Raw genomic sequence first — 18,903 nt, forward strand, 5'->3', positions numbered from 1 at the left:
CGTGCCGGGCAGTGGTTCCGGCCCCTTCATCCCATGAAACACTGGCTTAATTTCTCGTTGGCCGCCGGCCTGCTGGCAGCGGTTCCACAATTGGCCCACGGCCAAAAGATGACCAAGGACATGCACCTGGCGGCCCCCAGCGGCCCGGTGCTGCCGCTCGATTCGGTTCTGCAGCGCGTGGAGCGCGGCAACCCCGCCGTGCAGCAGTACGCCTACCAAGCCCAGGCCAAGCAGGCCGCCGTGGCCGGCGCCAGCAGCTGGGAAGCGCCCAAGCTCAGCGCCGGCTACTGGATGACGCCCTACAACCAGCGCCCCATCAAGGAAATGAACAACGGGCAGGGCGAGGGCATGCAGATGGTGTCGGTGGAGCAGATGCTGCCCAACCCGGCCAAGCAGCGCGCCCGCCGGGCCTACCTGAGCAGCCAGGCGGCCGTGGTGCAGGCCGACCAGCAAAACGCCGTGGTGCAGCTGCGCGCCCAGGCCAAAACCCTGTACGTGGAACAGGCCGTGCTTACCAAAAAGCTGGCCGTGCTCGACGAAAACGAAGCGCTGCTGCGCTTCCTCATCAAGCTGGCCGAAGCGCGCTACCCCTACAACCAAGCCACGCTACCTAACATCTACGACGCCAAGGCCCGGCTGGAAATGCACCTCAACGACCACCGGCAGGCCGATGCCCGGGCCACGCAAAACCAGATTGCCCTCAACACGCTCATGAACCGGCCCCGCGGCGAAGCCTTTGCCGTGGACACGACGGTTTTAACCGCCACCTCGCTCGCCCTGGCCCCGGCCGATACGGCCGCGCTGGCCGGCCGGCGCAGCGACGTTCGCAGCCTGGACCGGGCCCTGACCACCGTGCGCCTGAGCCAGGACCTGGAGGCCAGCCGCCGCCGGCCCGACTTCGGCGTGCGCTACGACCACATGCGCGGCATCGGAACAACGCCCAATCAGTTCAGCGTGATGGGCATGGTCACCATTCCGCTGGCCCCGTGGGCCGCTCGTGAGTACAAGGCCAACACGGCTGCGCTGGGCTTCGAGGCCCAGGCCCTGCGCAAGCAGCGCGAAGAAGTGCTCAACGAAGCCAGCGGCCGGCTGGCCAGCCTGCAAACCGACCTGGCGCTGCGTCAGGAGCAGACCCGCGCCTACGAGCGGCGCATCCTGCCGGCCCTGCGCCGCAGCTACCAGGCCACCATGCTGGCCTACGAGCAGAATACCGGCCAGCTGTTTCAGGTGCTCGAAGCCTGGACCACGCTCAAGCGCACCCGACTCGAATACCTCGACAACCTGCAACAACAACTCACCCAGCAAATTGCATATGAAAAAGAGCTGGAACAATAGCCCGCGGCGGGCGCGGCTCGGGCTGGTGGCCCTGCCACTGGCTTTACTGCTGGGTGCTTGCCAGTCAGACAAAACCTCGGCGGACGCTGGCAACACGGCGGAGGCCGCGGCTGTGGACACGCACAACCACGAATCCGCCGGGGACGTGTATACCTGCCCCATGCACCCGCAAATCATTCGGGATAAGCCGGGCGACTGCCCCGTTTGCGGCATGGCCCTGGTGAAAAAGCCCACGGCGGGCGGCGCCCAGGCCCCGGCCAGCGCGAGCTTGCAGAACCTGCTGCGCTCGCCCGACGCCACGGTGGTTTCCACTCAGGCCACCGTGTACCCCACCGCCGGCGCGCCCAACCTCACGCTCACGCTGAACGGCCGGGTGGAGTACGACACGCGCCGCGCCGAAGTCATTGCCGCCCGTTTCGGCGGGCGCGTCGAAAAGTTGCTCGTGCGCTACAACTACCAGCCCGTCACCAAGGGCCAGAAGCTGCTCGAAGTCTACAGCCCCGAGCTGGTGACGGCCCAGCAGGAGCTGCTGTTCATTCGCACCCACGACGCGCAGAACACCACCCTGCTGCGGGGCGCCCGCCAGAAGCTGCGCCTGTTGGGCCTGACAGATGCGCAAATCAACCGCACCACTGCCACCGGCAAACCCATCTATAGCGTGGCCATCTACAGTCCCTATTCCGGGTACGTGGTGGAGCAGCCCGCACAGCCAGGGACCGCCTTGCCACCGGTCCCAGCTCCGGCTGGGGGCGGTAGCGGTGGCGACCCCATGGGCGGGGGCGGCGCTGCCAGCAGTGCTCCGGCCGCCGCGGCACCCATGCCAGTCGAAGCCGGGCTGGCCTTGACCGAAGGTGCCTACGTCACGGCCGGCCAGACCTTGTTTCGGGTGGTTAACACCCGGCAGGTGTGGGGCGTGTTCGAGCCCCGGCCCGACGAGCTGGCCGCCCTGCAAGTGGGGCAAACCATCCGGGTGCGGCCCGAAAACAACCCAGCCCGGGCAGTATCGGCGCGCATCGACCTCATCGAGCCCTCCTTCCGCGAAGGGGCCCGCACCGGGGCCGTGCGGGTGCACCTCAACAATGCCGACGGGCGGCTGCGCAGCGGCGCCCTGCTCACGGGCACCGTCAGCGAGCCGGCTACGGGCGGGCTGTGGCTGCCCCGGGCCGCGGTGGTGGACCTGGGCAACCGCGAGGTGGCCTTCGTGCGCCGCAACGGGGCCTTCCAGGCCATGCCGGTGCAGACTGGCCGCCGCAGTGCCGAGCGGGTTCAAATCCTGCAGGGCGTGAGCGCGCAGGATGCCGTGGCCACCAACGCCCAGTTTCTGGTGGACAGCGAAGGGTTTGTGCAAACCGCCCGAACCCCGACGCCCAGCCAGGCTCCCACCTCGACCTCAACCAAAACCGACTACCGCGATGAATAAGTTGTTTAACCTGCTCACTCGCTGGACCCGGGGACGGCTGCTGCCCTTCGCGCTGCTGGCCGGTTTGCTGACCCTCGGGGCCAGTGCCTGCCAGAAAGCCGCGCCCGAGGACGCCCATGCCCATGATGGCACCAGCAGCTACTTCACCTGCCCCATGCACCCGCAAATCGTGCGCGACGAGCCGGGAAAGTGCCCCATCTGCACGATGGATTTGGTCAAAGCGACCAAGCAGGGGGCGCCCGCTCAGCCCGTAGCGGCCAAGGCCGGCTCGGCAGCCCTCACGCACTACACCTGCCCGATGCACCCCCAGATTAGCCGGGAGCAGCCCGGCAAGTGCCCCATTTGCAGCATGGACCTCGTGAAAGCGACCAAAGCCGCTCCAGCGACAAAAGCTCCTGCCGGTACGGTAGCCGCCGCGCCGGAGGTGATGCTGAGTGCGCAACAGCAACAGCTCGCGGGCATCCGCGTGGCCTCGCTGGGTGGAGCTGGCAGCAGCACTGGCAGCACCGTGCTCACGGGCACTATTACCGCCGATGCCAACCAAACCCGCACGGTGAGCAGCCGGGTGGCCGGACGCGTCGAGCGGCTGTTTGTGCGCCAGACCGGCGAATCTATCCAGGCGGGCGCCCCGCTGGTGTCCATCTACAGCGAGCTGCTGCAGGCCCTGCAGCAGGAATACGTGCTCAGCCTGGCTCAGCAGCGGGCCGGGGGCCCGGGCGGGAACCAGTACGGCCGCCTAGTGGCCAGTGCCCGCCAGCGGCTGCGGCTGCTGGGCATGACCGAGGGCCAGCTGCGCGCCCTGGCCGCTTCGGGCTGGCCGACTGCGTCGCTGACCTTCTATAGCCCGCAGGCGGGCCTGGTGCAGGCCGTGGGCGTCACGGAAGGCCAGTACGTGGGCGAGGGTACGTTACTGGTTTCGCTCACCAACCTGTCCTCGGTCTGGGTCGAGGCCCAGCTCTACCCCGAAGAAGTGGCCGGCGTCGCGACGGGCCAGTCGGTACAGGTACAGGTCGTTGGGCTGCCCGACACCTACTCCGGCCGGGTGGTCTTTCTCAGCCCCGAGCGGCAAGCCAACAGCAAAGTGACGCTGCTGCGCGTGCAACTGGCCAACCCCGGCGGACGGCTGCAGCCGGGCATGCAGGCCAACGTGCGCCTACCAAGTCGGAGCCCCACCGCAACGGCGCAATCCCTCACGCTGCCCCAGGATGCGGTGCTGCGCGACAGCCGCGGCAGCTACGTCTGGCAGCAGGTGGACGCGACCGGGCGCTTCCGCCGCCTAAAAGTCAGCACGGGCACCGAAACCGACGAGACCGTGGCCATCACCGGCGGGGTGGAGGCGGGCGCGCAGGTGGTAGTCAGCGGCGCCTACCTGCTGGAAAGCGAGTACGCGCTGTACCAGGGCACTGACCCCATGGCGGGCATGGACCCCAACATGAAAATGTAGCTGCCGGCCCTGTCAAGGTTCTTTTCCCCTAAGCTTTCTGTTATGGTCCACGCGCAAGTCCAATCCATCCGGCTCAACGACTTCAACTACAACTCGGAGTACGTCGCTCCGGAAGCGGTTCCGATTCACTTTCAGCTCGAAGTGCTCAACCGCGTGCCGGAGGATGGCCAGACCCTGGACATTACCGTTGGCATCCGCTACCTGGAAGAAGAAACTTCCCGCTTTCTACTCAGCGCCTCCTGCCGGACGGTGTACCGGGTGGCGGGCATGACGCGCCTGGAGCACCCCGACACGGGGCTGCCCGTGGTGGACCTCCCGGAAGCGCTGTTGCAGCAGCTGACCCTGGAGGCCGTAGCCCACGCCCGGGCGCTGGTGGCCGGACACACGGCCGGCACCTGGTTTGAGCAGTGCCACGTGGCGCTGGGGGCCCCTGCACCCGCTTCACTTTCCGGCGGTAGCGCTTAGCATCAACCGAAAGAAAAAGCATGGGGGCCCCGACGGACCTTACAAGTGTCTGCTTTATTTCTTAAAATCTACCCGCTCCCATGCCCGGGCACAGGTGGGGCTAATGGGACAGTTTGGCAGCAACGGGAGCAGTTACATCGAGGGCGACCTGACCGGCGGCGAGCACCGGCGCGTCCCGTACGGCCCGGTCTTGGAAGTAGGGCCGGATTTCCAGTCGCAGCAGGTGCTGCCCTTTCGCCAGGGCTCTTACGCCGCCGTTGGACAGAAACCGGTACCACAGCTGTTGCCCCCAACCAACCGTGGACGCCCCGGGGTTCACCAACGCTTGGTGCAGCACCGTATCGTGTTTCCGGCTGTCCGCGGAAACGGCCTCTACAGGCAGGTTGGCGAGGTATATTAGTTGCTTGTCGACGTAAAAGCTGAACTGGTAGGTGCCGGTGCGAGCCAACTCCTGCACGGGTAGATGGGGCGCCAGGCGGTGCAGGGCCTGGGTGAGGGACGACCCCATAAAAGCAGTGAAGTACAGCCTGCTGTGGGGACCAAAGGCATGCGTGCTCAGGCCAATGTACCCCGCGCCCGGGAGGCCAGCCACGGGAACCGCGGTGGAGCTGAAGAGTATCTGCCCGGGGTGCGTCTGGTGAAAGCCCGGGGTCGGGCCTTGAAACGGCACCGACGCGGCGTGCTGCGCGAGCAGGGGCACGGTGCACAGCAACGCGAGCAGAAACAGCAAGCAGCTTTTCATGGCGGCCAAGCGGCTGTAAAGGGACGGGGTAGGAGAAAAAGAATCTATGTCGCAAACTTACGACATTTAATGCCGTATATTTGCGACATATTCCCGCCCTTCGTTATGACCTACGCCAAAACCGCCGCTTTCACGCAAGAGCAACAGCAGCTGGCCCGCGTGGCCAAGGCCCTGGCGCACCCGGCGCGGGTGGCCATCATTCAGTTTCTGGCCAGCAAGCAGACCTGCATCTCCGGGGACATCGCCGCCGAGCTGCCGCTCTCGCGCACCACAGTGTTTCAGCACCTACAGGAACTCAAGGCGCTAGACCTGATACGCGGGGAGATTGAGGGTGTGACGGTATGCTACTGCCTCAATACCGAATTGCTCAAGCAGGTGCACCAGCAATTCACCGGCTTCTTCATCGAGGCGACGGCCGGCGCGGCCTGTGGGCCGGATGAGGCCTGCGGCTGCTAATTCCCTTTTTTACCTAATCCCCTGCCCCATGAAAATCTCCGAAATGAAGCAGACCCTGGCCGGCCTGGAAGCCGTCAACTTCCGCCTGCCCAGCGGGGAGCACCTCCCTTCCCATTTCCACGTGACCGAAGTGGGCCTGGTCAGCAAGCACTTTATAGACTGCGGCGGCACCGAGCGTCGCGAGACCGTGGCCAACTTCCAACTCTGGGAGGCCGGCGACTACGACCACCGCCTGGCCCCGCAGAAATTCCTGCACATCCTCAACCTGTCGGAGCGCATTTTGGGCAGCGAGGACCTGGACATTGAAGTGGAGTACCAGCAAGCCACGATTGGCAAGTTTGGGTTGCTGTTCGATGGCACCGACTTCGTGCTGACTCCGAAGCAGACGGCCTGCCTGGCGCAGGATGCCTGCGGCATTCCCGACGCGCAGCCGTTCGCCCTGCCGCAGCTGCAGATGGCCTGCACGCCCGGCGGCGGGTGCTGCTAAACGCCCAACGAAACGGCGCTGCCCTCCCCGGGTGGCGCCGTTTTGCTACCCCGTGTCCTACCCTACCTTCTTTTACCGGCTAATGACAATTGCTTTTTTCTCCGACGTGCACGGCAACCTGCCGGCCCTGGAAGCGGTGCTGGCCGATATGGAGCAGCGCCGCCCGGACCTGATTTTCTGTTTGGGCGACCTAGTGGGCTACGCGCCCTGGCCCAACGAAGTAGTCAACGAAGTGCGGCGGCGCGGCATTCCCACGCTGGCCGGCAACTACGACCAGGGCATTGGGCTGGCCAGCGAGAACTGCGGCTGCGCCTACAAAACCGACACGGAGAAGAACCTGGGCGCGCAGAGCATTGCCTTCACCAATCAGGTGGTGGGCCCGAACGAGCGGCGCTACCTGCGCTACCTGCCTAAGCACCTGCGCCTGGACTTTCAGGAGGAGCCCTGCACGCTCAGCCTGCTGATGGTACACGGCTCGCCCCGCAAAATCAACGAGTACCTGTTCGAGGACCGGCCCGAGGCCAGCTTCCTGCGCATCCTGCAAGAGGCCAATGCCGACATCCTGCTCTTCGGCCACACCCACAAGCCCTACCACCGCACCTTTGCTTACGAGCACGAGGGCGAAACCCGCTACCGGCACGCACTCAACATTGGCTCGGTCGGCAAGCCCAAGGACGGTGACCCGCGGGCTGCCTACCAGCTGCTGCACCTGGACGAGCACACGAAGCTGACGGACCCTACTAGCGTGCGCTCGGAGCTGGTGCGCGTGGAATACGACGTGGAAAAAGCCGCGCAGGCGGTAGAGGCCTCGCCGCTGCCCAACGAATACGCCGACATGCTCCGCAAGGCCTATTAACTCATTTCTGCCATGACGATTCTTCCGATGACCGAAGCCCACTGGCCGGCGGTTAAGGCCATTTACGAAGCGGGCATTGCCACGGGCAATGCCACGTTTGAAACGCAGGCGCCCGCCTGGGAGGCCTGGAACCGGGCCCACCTGGGCCACAGCCGGCTGGTGGCGGTGGACGAGGCCGGCACGGTACAGGGCTGGGCGGCGCTCTCGCCGGTATCGAGCCGCTGCGTGTACGGTGGGGTGGCCGAAATCAGCGTGTATATCGCGGCCGAAGCCCGGGGCCAGGGTGTGGGCCGGCAGCTGCTGCAGGCCCTGATTGCGGATTCGGAAGCGCAGGGCATCTGGACGCTGCAAGCCGGCACGTTTGAAGAAAACACGGCCAGCATAGCCCTGCACACGCAGGCCGGGTTCCGAGTCATTGGGCACCGCGAGCGCATCGGCCAGCACCACGGCGTGTGGCGCAACACGGTGCAAATGGAACGGCGTAGCCCGGCCGTCGGCATCGATTAATTCTTACTTGTAATGACCACCCTTAACCAACCCCTGCCTGCGGCGCCGGCCCCCGCTGCGCTGGCGGAAAAGAAACTTTCCGGCCTCGACCGGGGCCTCACGCTGTGGATATTTTTGGCCATGGCGCTGGGCGTGGCCCTGGGCTACCTGGTGCCGGGCATCAACGGGGCCATCAACTACTTCTCGGTGGGCACGGTGAACGTGCCGCTGGCCATCGGCCTGATTCTGATGATGTACCCGCCGCTGGCCAAGGTGAAGTACGAGCAGTTGCCCACGGTATTCAACAACACGCGCATCATCGGGCTGTCCTTGTTTCTGAACTGGATACTCGGGCCGCTGCTCATGTTCCTGCTGGCCATCTGGCTGCTGCCCGACAAACCGGAGTATATGATGGGCCTGATTCTGATTGGTATTGCGCGGTGCATTGCCATGGTGCTGGTTTGGAACGACCTAGCCGATGGCAGCCGCGAGTATGCCGCCGGGCTGGTGGCGCTCAACTCCATCTTTCAGGTGCTGTTTTACTCGGTGCTGGCCTGGCTGTTCATCACCGTGCTGCCGCCCTACTTCGGGCTGAAAGGCTACGCGGTCAACATTGGCATTGGGGACATTGCGCAGAGCGTGCTCATTTACCTAGGCATTCCGTTTGCGGCGGGCTTTCTCTCGCGCACCGTCCTGCGCCGGCTGAAAGGCAACGAGTGGTACGAGCAGGTGTACCTCCCGGCCATTAGCCCCATTACCCTGATAGCGCTGCTGCTCACCATCGTGGTCATGTTCAGCTTGAAGGGCGAAACCATTGTGCGCATACCGTTGGACGTGTTGCGCATTGCCCTGCCGCTGGCCCTGTACTTCGGCATCATGTTCGTGCTCAGCTTCGCGGCGGGCAAGTGGCTTGGGGCGGATTACGCCGAGAATGCCAGCATTGCCTTCACGGCCACGGGCAATAACTTCGAACTGGCCATTGCCGTGGCCATCGGCGTGTTTGGGCTGAATTCGGGGCAGGCCTTTGCAGGCGTCATCGGCCCGCTGATTGAGGTGCCGGCGCTGATTGCGCTGGTGAACGTGGCCTTCTGGTTTCGGCGCCGTTGGTACGGCGGCAACACAGATGCCCTGTCTGCCAAATGACGATGCTTGCTCTCCGCCCCGGGCCCGTATTTTTCCGCTATGAAACAGCTGCTGCGCCTCCAACTACAGGTCCTCGATGCCCCGTCCGGTGTTACGCTGATGCTGCAACGCGGCACCCATGAGCTGGTTCCGCCGGTCGCCGCCGCTGCGGGCCAGTTGCTTTTTGAGCTGCAAGCAACGGTATCCTATCCCAAGGACGAAGCGGCGCCCCGCTTAGGTGGGCCCGCCGTCCACGGCCCGGTGCAGGGGCGCTTCCTCTACGTAAACGCCGGTACGTATGCCGGTCAGGCTGATTCCGGCTGGTCCCGGCGGGCCAAGGTGCCCCTGCCGGTGCTGACCCGGGAACTGGTGGAACAGGCCCTGGCTCGGCCGGACTTGACGCTGCAGGCCCGCATCCTGGGCCGGGCCGGGGATGGTGGGCCGGCGTGCGCCAGCGTGAAGCTGCTGGATGCGGGGTGGACGCTGGCGCCGGCCTGGCCGGTACCCGCAGCCCGGGCCAATCCCGCCTTAGTGGTCAACTGATGTAACAAAAAAGCGCCGGACTACAATAGTCCGGCGCTTTTCGCCTTCCGAGCGGCGGCTTGGCCGGCCGCTTGGTGGAGTGCTTATTTTTTGACGACTTCCGTGGTCGCCGGCGCTACCACGGCGGCCGTGGCCGGCTTCTTGGCGCAGCAGCTGGCGCCGGGCTTCTCGTCCTTGGCGCACTGCATGGCGGCTTCCTTGGCCGCCTTTTTGTTCTTTTTGCCGGGTTTGCCGTCGTTGGCGCTAGCACTGCCGATGGTGGCCAGCAGGGTCAGGGCAAGCAGGAGGTTTTTCATGAGGTGGGAGTTAAAAAAGTGAAAAGCAACAACAGAATAACTAGCAGCAGCCGCAGGCTCCTTGGCCCTGTTCCTGGATGGGCGGGCAGGGCACGGTGCCGTACGAGCAGTAGACGCAGCAGTCACCAGCCAGGGGCTTGAGCACGGTGTGGCAGTTGGTGCATTCGTAAAACCATTGGCAGGCATCGGTGGGCATCTGCTCGGCCTGCGCGTGCTGGCAGACCGGGCAGGTAAGCACCGAGGTCAGCGTCACTGGCGGGGTGGGGGTAGCTGGCGTGAGGGAAATCATAACAGGGCAATTAGCGGGTAGCGGAAGGGTTCAGCACCGAGTAGCCGGTGCCGTTGATGGCGGCCTCTACCTGGGCCACGGGCGTGACGGCGGCATTGAAGCGGACCTGGGCCGTGCCCTGTTCGTAGGACACCTGCACGCTTTGCACGCCCGGCAACTGCTGCACGTCGTGCTCGACGTGGCGGGCGCAGGCCTCGCAGGTCATGCCGCCGATGCGGTAGGAGCTGGTTTGCAGCACCGGGGCCGCGCTGGTGGCCACCACGGGCCTAGGCGCTGCCGTGGGATAGAGTCGGGCCCCGTAGTAGGGGAAAGTCAGCAGCAGGCCAGCCAGCACGGTGATAGTGGCCAGAAAGCCCCGCGACTGCATCAGCGAGGGCTTGGCCGGCACGGCGCAGCCGCAGTCATCGGCCGCGGCAAGCCGGGGTCGCAGCTGCTGATACCAGGCGAAGCCCAGCACGCCGACGGTCAGGGCAATGAGATAGGGGCGCAACGGTTCCAGCCAGGCAAACGTGCTGGCCACGCCGCCCAGCCCGCCCACAATGGCCAACAAAGGCGTAATGCAGCACAGCGAAGCGGCGAGGGCGGCCAGTAGGCCCGTGCCAGCCAGGGACTTGGTGGGGGTGGCGGGTGTAGGATTCATCGGGCGGGGGTGAGGGAAGCAGAAGTGGATGCCGGGGTTAGCAGGGGCTGCAGCACAGCCAGGTGTGCCGCCGACAGCGAGTAGAACACCGTTTGCCCAACTTTGCGGGCCTGTATTACCCCGCCGTCCTTGAGCTTGCGCAGGTGCTGGGAGATGGCCGAAACGTTCATCTGCAGCACGTCGGCCAGGTCGCACACACACAGCTGCTGCTTGTCCAGCAGCAGAAACAGCATCTTCAGGCGTACCTCGTTGCCGGCCAGCGCCAACACGGCCGCCAGCGACTGCAACTCCGGCTCAGCGGCAGCCAGGCGGTGCTTGCTCTGTTCGATGTGGGCCGTATCAGCGAAAACCCGGATGCAAGAGGAAGAGGACATATCTTAAATTTTAGCAAAGGTAGTGTTTTCTTATTTAAGCAAACGCTAAAGTAAGTATTCCCGATTAGGCCCTCAATGAGTATTTGCCTGTCCTTGTTTTTACCTGCTTAGCTCATTGAGACATTGACCCGATAGTAACTGGGATAGTACCCAACATTTACAGTGACTTTGCTAGAGGTAGGGTTAGTAATACCCGAGTACCATCCGAAAAAGCAAGGGTGTTAAATGTGTAATGGAGCGACAGGCGTTGCTGCCGGCCTGATTGCTACTTAGGCGTTTCAAGTTGCATCCAGGTACGGCGCGTACCACAGGCAGTGCACTCCATCAACAGCTCCGTGGCGTGGGCATAGCGCTCCAGCACCTCAACGTGGGCGTGTAGCGTTTCCTGCCGGCAGGTGGCACAGGGCAGCAACTCAGTCGCCTCCATCTGTTCCTGCAGGAACTCTAATTCATCGTCCTTCATCGGTGGCAAGGTAGCAATTAGCTGCAGTCGGTTGAGGCCTACTAATTCTTCGCCTGGCTTTCCCGGGCGGCTAAAGTCTCTTTGGCCTGGGTTAAGTTGAAAAGGTACTGCCGGGCCAGCGCGGGATTTTCGCGGTGGGCCCACGCCCTGGCCCGACGCGCTTCCTCAATTGGCCCTTCGGGCAAGCGCGGGGGCACTGGCGCGGGCCAGTGGCAAGCTCCCTGCCGAAAGAATTCTTCAATTGCTGCCAGCAGCGTGAGCGTGCGCTCCGCGTTCCGGGGCCACTGGTCCAGCAATTGCTCCAGCTCCCAGCTGGCCGCATCATACTCGGCTTCTATGTATAAATCCATGGGTCTGGTTTGGGGTTCCGTGCGGAGATGCCGGGTGCTTACCGTTCTTGGCCTCCGTTCTCCTGGCCCGGCTTCGAGGGCGCGACGGTGCGCTGCGCCTCCTGCAAACTGCGCCCAGCTCCCCGCAGGGCGGCAGCATCGTCGGCCAATGCCGGTATCTTCTCGGCCCTTGCCAAGGCCTCCGTTACTGCCTGCAGGTTGGCGCCACCCAGGTAAGCAGATTTATCAACGGCTTTTGCTGCCCGCAACAAGGAATCCGCCGGCCCGGGGTAGCCTTGCTCCTCCAACCCCTCCACCAACTGTTTAGCGGCCTGAACGAAAGCGGCCGTCCCAGCGGGCGATGGGCTGGTAATCGGTAAAGCCGGCAAGGAAGCAACGTCTCTGCTTGGCCCTGGGGGCTGCATGACTGCCAACGCGGCCCCAAAACGGGCGGCCTCGCGCTGCGAGGCCGGGTCCTGAAAGCGTTTGTCTTGCACTACCTCCTGCAGCAGTTGCTGCAGGCCGGCTCCGTGCTGAGCCAATCCGGCTTGCGGGTTGCGGTCGATGTCGAGCACCTGGCTCAGCAAGGCGTCCGCCCGTTGATTGCGCCGGTAGTCCATACCGGCCACCAGCTGCTGCAGGGCCGGGGTGGCCGCTACCAACTCGCGAAGCTGCTCTATCTGCCGGACCGCAGGGGTCGGCCCGTCGGGCAGGGGGCAGGCCTGGCTGGGGTGCCGGGCCGCTTCGGCTTCCGGTCCGGGCAGGGGCGTGGTGTTGCGGGCAAACAAGTCACGCAGGGCCTGCAAATCCTTTCCCCGGTGCTGGGCGCCGTGCAAACTCACTATGCCCTGGTCCCGGGCGGGGTTGAGCAGTTCGTGCTCCCGGCCGAAGTTAACTCGGTAGCCGGCCTGCTGTGCCAACTCGCTGAATCCGGCCTGCAGCGTGCGCCCATTACCCTCGCGGAAAGCGTGCACGTGGTTGTAGTGGTCAAAATAGTAGGCCGCCCGCTCGGCAAACGCGGCCGGGGTAGACAATCCCTTGAGGTTGTTTTCCTGCTTGAGCTGCTCACCCAGCGCGTTCAGGCGCTCATCGATTCGCTCGTAGGGCGCGAAGTGCATGGGCCGCTCGATACCCGGCAGGTCGGCTGCCTTGACCCCTTGAAAAGCACCCTCCCGACGGGTCTGGCCGGCCCATTCGAAGGTATCCTGGAACAGGTACTGGTGGGTAGCGCGCAGCCGCGCGGCATCAAAGCTGTCGCCCTGCGGGCCACGGCCGGCGGCCAGCTCCGCGAGCCGGCGCAGGGAAAGGCGCTTGGTTTCCCGGTCCAGTTCGTCGGCATCGGTGAGGCCGAGCCGGTTGTAGAAAACGCCGGTTTCCGGATTGGTGAAGCGGTCAGTCATAGGCGTGCAGTGCCCGGCACTCGGCAACCGAATAATGTCGGGGCAAAACCGCGCGGCGCTGGTGGCCGGGCTGAGGTGTCACGAAAGAAAATTACTTGGTTGCCGCGGCGGCAGGTGCCTGGCTCGCGATGAGCTGCGCGCGGTATTCGTCGTGGCGCGCCCCTACGTAGTCCAGGTCAACCAGTCCTTCCACGTACTGCTCGTGCAGCGCGGCCTGCCACTCCGGCACTTCGTAGGGGCCCTGGCTGCGGGTGATGCCCAGCGACTGGCTGATGATGAACTGCCGCTGCTCGCGGGTCTGCTCGCGGGGGCCAAACTGCGGGGTGGGATAGGCGGGCGTTTCCATCATGCAAAATACGTAAATGGGAGGGACTGGAGGCATTTAGTTAACATAAAACCGGCGCTGAAGGTGCCTCATATGCTGCCTAAAGCATGGGCTCATTGTCCGGCATCTGGCCCGGCTTGAGGGTGTTGACGTACTGCCCGACAATGCCGGCCACGTCCTCGCGTATCAAGGCAAAATTGGCCTGAATGACGGCCTGCAGGGCCCCGACCGCCTCGGCTGCGGGCTGGCTCCCGGCCTGCCGCGCCGCCCGGCGCTGGCTCAGCCAGTCCCGGCTGGGTTCCTCCCCTGCCGCCGCCGCTTCCAGCACCGGCGCCGGCCCGCCCTCGAACGTCGCCAAGGGGTGCAGCGGGTAATTGCCCGGCGTGGCCTGACGTGCCACTTTCCCCTGAAAAAAGGGCTGCTCCGTTTCCACGGTCTGCCCGATGAACTCGCCGGTTTCGAGCGTGATGGTATCCTGCAGGCGCACTAGGTTGCGCTCCTGCCAGCTCACGCTCTGGTTGCTGCTGCTGCCCGCGCCCCGGCTGCCGCCGCTTTGGCTGCGGCCCAGACTGGCCGACACCATTTCCCGGTCTTCCTTGCCCACGAGCTCGGAAACGAACTTGGCCGTCTCCAGCGAGTTGACCTTGCCGAAAAACTGGTTGTTGAGGTTGCTCACCATTACCTGCATCTTCTCCCGGCCGTAGGCGTCAATCATCTGGCTCAAATCCTGGGTCATGTAAATCATGGCCACCTTGTTGCTGCGCGCCGTGGCCGGTATCACCTCCAGGTTGGGCACGTAGATGGTGGCGGCCTCGTCGAGGAACACGTAGCTCGGATGCTTGTGCTGCTGGTTCATCAGCTTCAGGGCCACGGCCACGATGCAGCTGATGACCGGCGAGAAGGTTTCCTTGAGTGTGGGGTCGTTGCCCACCACTAGCACCTTGGGGGCTTTCTTGTCGTTCAGCTCCAGGCTAAACCCCTCCCCTCTCGCCTCGTCCGGCGTGAGCACCCAGGCAATTTCCGGGGAGTTGATGCGGGTGAGCACAATCTGCAGCGAGGCAATGACGCCGGCCACCTGCTTCTCGGCCCGCTGCTTGACGGCCGTGGTGATGGAGCGCACCATGTCCCCGCACTCGGGGTCCGAGTCGAGCATACTCAGCACGTGGGTAAAGTCCGGGTGCAGGGCCGTGTTTACCACGTGAGGCAGGGTGCAGAACGTGGGGAAGTTCTTCTTGTAAAACCAGATGATGGCCGTCAGAAAAGCGTTGGCACTGGTGTCAAAGAAGTCCATCTTTTTGATGCTCTCCGGGTTCAGATTGGCCATGATGGCGCGGGCGTACTCGTTGGCGTACGCCACCACCGGCATCTTATCGGCCCGCAGCGGGTTCACTCGCTCGCTGCGTTCCAGGTCTTTAAAGTTGATGATGTGCAGCTGCACTTGAGCGGGCTGCTTCCCGGCTGCCCGGGCTTTGGCGTCGGCCAGCACAAAAGCTTTCTGCGCGGCTTCGGCCAGCACTGGAAATTTAAAGTCGTAGATGAGGCCGGCAAAGCCCTTCTCGGTGAATTGCTCAATCAAAGGCTCGCCGATGGAATACGACTTACCTGCCCCGGCGCCGCCCAGCACCAGCGTGCCCCGAAACGGGTTGGGAATGTTAATCCAGCCCCCGTCGGTTGTGGCCAAACTAAAGCCGTGCTCCGACTGCTGCTGCTGGCGCTCGGTGCGCAGCCCAAACCGCTCGGTCTTGTGCAGGGCCCGCACCACACCCGCAACCAGGCCCGCGCCTAGTACCAGCCCGGCGGCCGTGGGGTAGAGCCAGGCAATGACGCCCGCCGAAAACGGGGCCAGGGCCAGCAGTAGCGCCCCGCTGAGTGAGCCCACCCCCGCGGCCCCCAGCTGCACGCGCCGCAGCTGCAGCTGCGTGGGCTGCCAGCGCCGCTGCCCGGGACGGGCAGGGGGCATTTTCATAAGTACGGCCAGCAGCCCCCCTCCTACCAGTACTGCACCGCGAATCAGTAGGCCGTAGCGCTGGTAAAAGCTTCCCAGACCGGCCAGCAGCCGGGTGGTAATCGAAGCGCCCAAGCCCGCTTTCGGGCCCGGTGAAGGCGCGGCCCCCGCCATCAGGTCCGGGTGGGTCAGCAAGTAGTACTCGCCGCCGGCCAGCACTATCAGAAGAAAAGTCAAGGCGACGTAGAAACCGGTCAGGCGGTGGTTGCCCGGCTGCCGGGGGGCGCTCATCATGCTCATGCAGAGTTTAGCTAAAGGGTGCTATTTGATTAAATCACAGCTCGGCTTCCCACTGTCCGCGCCGACGCGGCTCGCCAATGTCTTCGGTTATCACGTGCTCGGGGCCTCTGTTGGTGCGCAAAACCTGGTGCAGGCTATGCAAGGCCTGCCGCACCTGGTGCCCAGTACCGGAGCGGGCCGGCTCCTCGCGCCCCGTGGCCAGCAGGTGGTAGGCGTTGTCCAGCGGCTGCCCCTGCCGGGCCCGGCCTTCCAGTCGTCGCAGCCGGTCGTAGAAAATGGGGTCGTAGCCCCGGGCCTGCGCGATGCGCTGCACCCGCTCCGCCTCCAGGCGCTGGCTCGGGTCCGCCTGCCGGTTTAATTGCCCGACGCGCTCCGCAATCAGCGCGTTGCGTTTCGGGTTGGGCGCGGAAACGGTGGGGGCCTGCTTTCGTTTTGGAGCCGGACCCTGGTACTGAAACTGCCGCTCGAATTGCACCCGGGCCTCGTCCTGCCAGTCGCGCAGACTGAACCGGCTCACGCGCCCGCCGGGGTTGAGCGTGACGCGCTGCTTCCGGTCCCGGGCGGAGACCACCACGTGGATATGCGCCTGCAGACCGGGGCGCGCCTGGCCCGCTCGGGCATCCCCTTCCCTCACGGCCGGGTCGGTGCCGCGGTGGGTGCGCTCCTGATGAATGATGGCGCCCCACACCAAGTCATCCTTCCCCACCGCCCCGCCGTCTTTCAGACGAAAGCCCGCCGCATAAGCCGCCATCACCTCCCGGGTGTAGGCGCGCAGCTTCGCCTCATCACCGCCTCCGATGTGGGCCAGCTCTTCCGGGCTGGGACTAAGAACCAGGGAGTAGAACTTGGCCTCGTTGGCCCGTAGCCCCTTCACGTTATTATCGAGCGCCGCCAGTACGGATTCCCGGTCCAGCGCCTCCCGCTGCCCGTCAAAGAAGTGTGCTTCCTGGCCGTTTTGTCGGGCCTCGTGGGTCAGGTAATTCAATGCCTGCGCCGCACTGCCCTGATTATTATAGGCTTTCTTGCCGTTGGCTTTGGGGTTAATTAGCTTGGCGTGCATGGCTTTATTTCCCGTTACCAGGCTGTTTATTCAGCGACTTTATGTTCAGAGCCGCTACGCCGGCGGCGGTGGCTTCTGAGATACGCTCCTGATTTTTGCGCTGAATTTTATGCAGAGCCTCCCCTCCTTCCGGGGCCAATAAATTCTCTACGACTCGCAGCGTTTGCTCCTGCACGGCCTGCTGTCGCAGCTGGGAACGCACCATTTCCAGCAGCAAGCCCCGCTCCTGCTCCTGCAGGTAGGAGAATACCCGGTCGCCCAGCCGCTTCACTTCCGCCATGATGAGCTGTCCTTCCCGGGCCTGGGCTTCCACCGGGTTCAAGCTCCTCTCCGCGAAGTAGCGGATGGCCGCGTCGGCGTATTCTGTGCGGGTAAGGCCCAACCGGGCCGACTCCGCTCCCACCAGTCGGTGCGCCGGGCCGCTGACCGTAAGGTGCTTCACGGCCGGGCCCGTGCCTGCCGGGGACAACGATGATGGTTTTTGGTCCTGCATAGCCAATTTTTAACTGCTAGCTGCTGTCTGTTAATGCTTTAGAGTTTCATTTTACACTTTATCAACTCTGTTGATAAATAACTACCCTTTAATCAGCGCGTTAGCGCAATTAAAGGGTAGTCTTCTTGCTAACTACCCTGCTACCATTTCTATTGACATTTGCGAGACTAGGGGCTAGCTGACTAAGTCGGGTGCGGATATCGCTTCCTCCCCCCGTAGCCCGTGGTGTTGCTGCTTTGGGTTGGAGCATGCTGTTCTGCTGGTGAGAGGTTAAGTCTGCTGCTTATTCGGAATGCCCTGCCGTACCGGCAATGCCCAGTCGGAAGGTGATGACATCTTTTTATTATTTCCTAGGAAACAAGGAATTTAGAAACTCTAACTGCATCCCTGCCGCTTTACGGCCCGTATTCGGGTTTGTTTCTTAGGATTTTAGGAAATAAGTTTCTTAAGAGCTTTTGATAAATGTTTACTGAGAAGTTTGTAAACAATGATTTTTGTTTCCTTTGTTTTATGTTTTCTAAGAAATAAGTAATCCAAGAAGTCAAGCATCTTATTTTCTCGTAATATGATTGCTTATTTTCTAGGAAACAAAAAAAACAAGTTTACAAGTAAGTTTGAAAACTGAGAAATAAGCTGCTTATTTTGCAACCAGCCAATGCCCGTTGCGGCTTTACCCGTTAGTTCCCTCGTTCTATGAAAATCATCTGCGTTGCCAACCAGAAGGGTGGCATTGGTAAGAGTACGCTCATCACCGTACTGGCCGGCGCACTCTCGGCCGACTATGGCTACCGCGTGTTGGTAGTCGATGCCGACTCCCAGCAAACCCTGGCCGGGGTGCGCCTGACCAACGACCAGCCCAGCGTGGAGCAGGAGCGACTCGCCGGCACGCTCGCGGAGCCCGCATTTCCCTACGCGCTGGAATCCGTGGGCATGGGCCAGGTGTACGACCGGCTCGACGAGGTGGGCGACGACTACGACGTGGTATTCATCGATGTGCCGGGCCGCTCGGATGATACGGCCATGATTGACGTGCTCAGCGGCGCCAACGTGGTGCTCGTGCCCGTGGGGGCCTCGGACGCCGAGCGCCTGGCCACGATTTCCTTTATGCAGCTGCTGCAGGAGATTTCCCGGCTCTCGCGGGAGCAGGGGCTGGACTTCCAATTCTTCGGCGTGCACTCGCACCGCACCAACCTGAAAGAGGAAAAGGACATGGACGAATTCACCGACGCCTTGGGCTTGCCGCGCCTGCAGGCCTCGCTGCGCCAGCTCGGCTGTTACAAGCGCCTCTCAACCCGCTACAGCTACCTCAACCCGGCCTACCGGCGGGCGGTGGGGGCCGATGCTGCCGTGGAAACGGAAGTGCGCGCCCTGTGCGACGAACTGATTGCCCGCGCTGGGCTCACCTCTGAACTCGTATCGTAATGGCCAAGATTCAACGCCTGAAAATCTCCACGGACGAGAAAATGTCCATGCTGCGCGGACAGCCCGGCCACATGCCGGCAGCCCCAGCCGCCACGGAGCCAGCGGCCGCAGCGCCCGTTGCACCACCAGCACCAGCACCAGCACCAGTACCAGCACCAGTACCAGCACCAGTACCAGCACCAGTACCAGCACCGGTGGCCGCTCCGCCAGT

At 63.6% G+C, this 18,903-nt stretch carries 23 protein-coding genes; 11 read left to right on the forward strand and 12 right to left on the reverse strand.

The genetic code is table 11. From position 1 onward, the window contains the following. Window positions 1–33 precede the first annotated feature (33 nt). The 4 genes from LJY25_RS19990 to LJY25_RS20005 are packed head-to-tail and all read left to right on the forward strand — an operon-like array spanning window position 34 to window position 4,664. The gene (locus tag LJY25_RS19990) at window positions 34–1,335 is read left to right on the forward strand and encodes a TolC family protein (RefSeq protein ID WP_227610245.1); all 1,302 of its coding nucleotides are present in this window, start codon (window positions 34–36) and stop codon (window positions 1,333–1,335) included. Continuing rightward, complete coding sequence (locus LJY25_RS19995; RefSeq protein WP_227610246.1) at window positions 1,313–2,755, forward strand: efflux RND transporter periplasmic adaptor subunit; 1,443 nt, start codon at window positions 1,313–1,315, stop codon at window positions 2,753–2,755. Before LJY25_RS19990 ends, LJY25_RS19995 begins: the two co-directional genes overlap by 23 nt. Continuing rightward, window positions 2,748–4,199: an efflux RND transporter periplasmic adaptor subunit gene (locus LJY25_RS20000; RefSeq protein WP_227610247.1), complete on the forward strand. Its 1,452-nt coding sequence runs from the start codon at window positions 2,748–2,750 to the stop codon at window positions 4,197–4,199. The genes LJY25_RS19995 and LJY25_RS20000 overlap by 8 nt, the downstream gene beginning before the upstream one ends. A gap of 42 nt (window positions 4,200–4,241) precedes the next feature. After that, on the forward strand, window positions 4,242–4,664 hold the full coding sequence (locus tag LJY25_RS20005; protein WP_227610248.1) for a hypothetical protein: 423 nt from the start codon (window positions 4,242–4,244) through the stop codon (window positions 4,662–4,664). 100 nt (window positions 4,665–4,764) lie between these two features. On the opposite strand, the gene LJY25_RS20010 is transcribed toward LJY25_RS20005, so the two are convergent. After that, the gene (locus LJY25_RS20010) at window positions 4,765–5,406 is read right to left on the reverse strand and encodes a hypothetical protein (protein WP_227610249.1); all 642 of its coding nucleotides are present in this window, start codon (window positions 5,404–5,406) and stop codon (window positions 4,765–4,767) included. A 105-nt stretch (window positions 5,407–5,511) separates the two neighbouring features. Between LJY25_RS20010 and LJY25_RS20015 the strand changes: the two genes are divergently transcribed. The 6 genes from LJY25_RS20015 (at window position 5,512) to LJY25_RS20040 (ending at window position 9,356) form a co-directional block, all read left to right on the forward strand. Continuing rightward, on the forward strand, window positions 5,512–5,862 hold the full coding sequence (locus LJY25_RS20015; RefSeq protein WP_227610250.1) for an ArsR/SmtB family transcription factor: 351 nt from the start codon (window positions 5,512–5,514) through the stop codon (window positions 5,860–5,862). A gap of 28 nt (window positions 5,863–5,890) precedes the next feature. Further along, a complete protein-coding gene (locus tag LJY25_RS20020) occupies window positions 5,891–6,349 on the forward strand; it encodes a DUF6428 family protein (protein WP_227610251.1) in 459 nt (152 codons plus the stop codon). Between the two features lie 82 nt (window positions 6,350–6,431). Further along, window positions 6,432–7,205, forward strand: a complete 774-nt coding sequence (locus tag LJY25_RS20025; RefSeq protein WP_227610252.1) for a metallophosphoesterase family protein — start codon at window positions 6,432–6,434, stop codon at window positions 7,203–7,205. A 12-nt stretch (window positions 7,206–7,217) separates the two neighbouring features. Continuing rightward, entirely contained in the window at window positions 7,218–7,712 is a 495-nt protein-coding gene (locus LJY25_RS20030; RefSeq protein WP_227610253.1) for a GNAT family N-acetyltransferase, read from the forward strand. 12 nt (window positions 7,713–7,724) lie between these two features. Then, the gene (arsB, locus tag LJY25_RS20035; protein WP_227610254.1) at window positions 7,725–8,834 is read left to right on the forward strand and encodes an ACR3 family arsenite efflux transporter; all 1,110 of its coding nucleotides are present in this window, start codon (window positions 7,725–7,727) and stop codon (window positions 8,832–8,834) included. Between the two features lie 39 nt (window positions 8,835–8,873). Next, a complete protein-coding gene (locus LJY25_RS20040; protein ID WP_227610255.1) occupies window positions 8,874–9,356 on the forward strand; it encodes a DUF5990 family protein in 483 nt (160 codons plus the stop codon). A gap of 83 nt (window positions 9,357–9,439) precedes the next feature. Here LJY25_RS20040 and LJY25_RS20045 read toward each other — a convergent pair whose 3' ends face one another. From LJY25_RS20045 to LJY25_RS20095, 11 genes are all read right to left on the reverse strand, one after another. Continuing rightward, a complete protein-coding gene (locus LJY25_RS20045) occupies window positions 9,440–9,652 on the reverse strand; it encodes a hypothetical protein (RefSeq protein WP_227610256.1) in 213 nt (70 codons plus the stop codon). Window positions 9,653–9,692: 40 nt separating this feature from the next. Then, window positions 9,693–9,941 carry a GDCCVxC domain-containing (seleno)protein gene (locus tag LJY25_RS20050; protein ID WP_227610257.1) on the reverse strand — a complete coding sequence of 83 codons (249 nt, stop codon included), beginning with the start codon at window positions 9,939–9,941 and terminating at the stop codon, window positions 9,693–9,695. Between the two features lie 10 nt (window positions 9,942–9,951). Then, on the reverse strand, window positions 9,952–10,581 hold the full coding sequence (gene merTP, locus LJY25_RS20055; protein WP_227610258.1) for a mercuric transport protein MerTP: 630 nt from the start codon (window positions 10,579–10,581) through the stop codon (window positions 9,952–9,954). Next, window positions 10,578–10,955: an ArsR/SmtB family transcription factor gene (locus tag LJY25_RS20060; RefSeq protein WP_227610259.1), complete on the reverse strand. Its 378-nt coding sequence runs from the start codon at window positions 10,953–10,955 to the stop codon at window positions 10,578–10,580. The genes merTP and LJY25_RS20060 overlap by 4 nt, the downstream gene beginning before the upstream one ends. Before the next feature lie 265 nt (window positions 10,956–11,220). Next, a complete protein-coding gene (locus LJY25_RS20065) occupies window positions 11,221–11,418 on the reverse strand; it encodes a hypothetical protein (protein WP_227610260.1) in 198 nt (65 codons plus the stop codon). A gap of 41 nt (window positions 11,419–11,459) precedes the next feature. Then, a complete protein-coding gene (locus LJY25_RS20070; RefSeq protein ID WP_227610261.1) occupies window positions 11,460–11,768 on the reverse strand; it encodes a hypothetical protein in 309 nt (102 codons plus the stop codon). Window positions 11,769–11,806: 38 nt separating this feature from the next. Then, a complete protein-coding gene (locus LJY25_RS20075; RefSeq protein ID WP_227610262.1) occupies window positions 11,807–13,147 on the reverse strand; it encodes a Fic/DOC family protein in 1,341 nt (446 codons plus the stop codon). 91 nt (window positions 13,148–13,238) lie between these two features. Then, on the reverse strand, window positions 13,239–13,496 hold the full coding sequence (locus tag LJY25_RS20080; RefSeq protein ID WP_227610263.1) for a hypothetical protein: 258 nt from the start codon (window positions 13,494–13,496) through the stop codon (window positions 13,239–13,241). A 76-nt stretch (window positions 13,497–13,572) separates the two neighbouring features. Beyond that, window positions 13,573–15,711 carry a type IV secretory system conjugative DNA transfer family protein gene (locus LJY25_RS20085; protein ID WP_227610264.1) on the reverse strand — a complete coding sequence of 713 codons (2,139 nt, stop codon included), beginning with the start codon at window positions 15,709–15,711 and terminating at the stop codon, window positions 13,573–13,575. A gap of 40 nt (window positions 15,712–15,751) precedes the next feature. After that, window positions 15,752–16,777 (reverse strand): DUF5712 family protein, encoded by a 1,026-nt coding sequence (locus LJY25_RS20090; protein ID WP_227610265.1) that lies wholly within the window; start codon window positions 16,775–16,777, stop codon window positions 15,752–15,754. Window positions 16,778–16,781: 4 nt separating this feature from the next. After that, the gene (locus LJY25_RS20095; RefSeq protein ID WP_227610266.1) at window positions 16,782–17,270 is read right to left on the reverse strand and encodes a hypothetical protein; all 489 of its coding nucleotides are present in this window, start codon (window positions 17,268–17,270) and stop codon (window positions 16,782–16,784) included. Window positions 17,271–17,963: 693 nt separating this feature from the next. On the opposite strand from LJY25_RS20095, the gene LJY25_RS20100 reads away from it, so the two are divergent. After that, a complete protein-coding gene (locus tag LJY25_RS20100; RefSeq protein ID WP_227610267.1) occupies window positions 17,964–18,692 on the forward strand; it encodes a ParA family protein in 729 nt (242 codons plus the stop codon). Window positions 18,693–18,903: the final 211 nt, after the last annotated feature.

It is taken from the genome of Hymenobacter translucens, from assembly GCF_020685205.1.
Taxonomy (GTDB): domain Bacteria; phylum Bacteroidota; class Bacteroidia; order Cytophagales; family Hymenobacteraceae; genus Hymenobacter; species Hymenobacter translucens.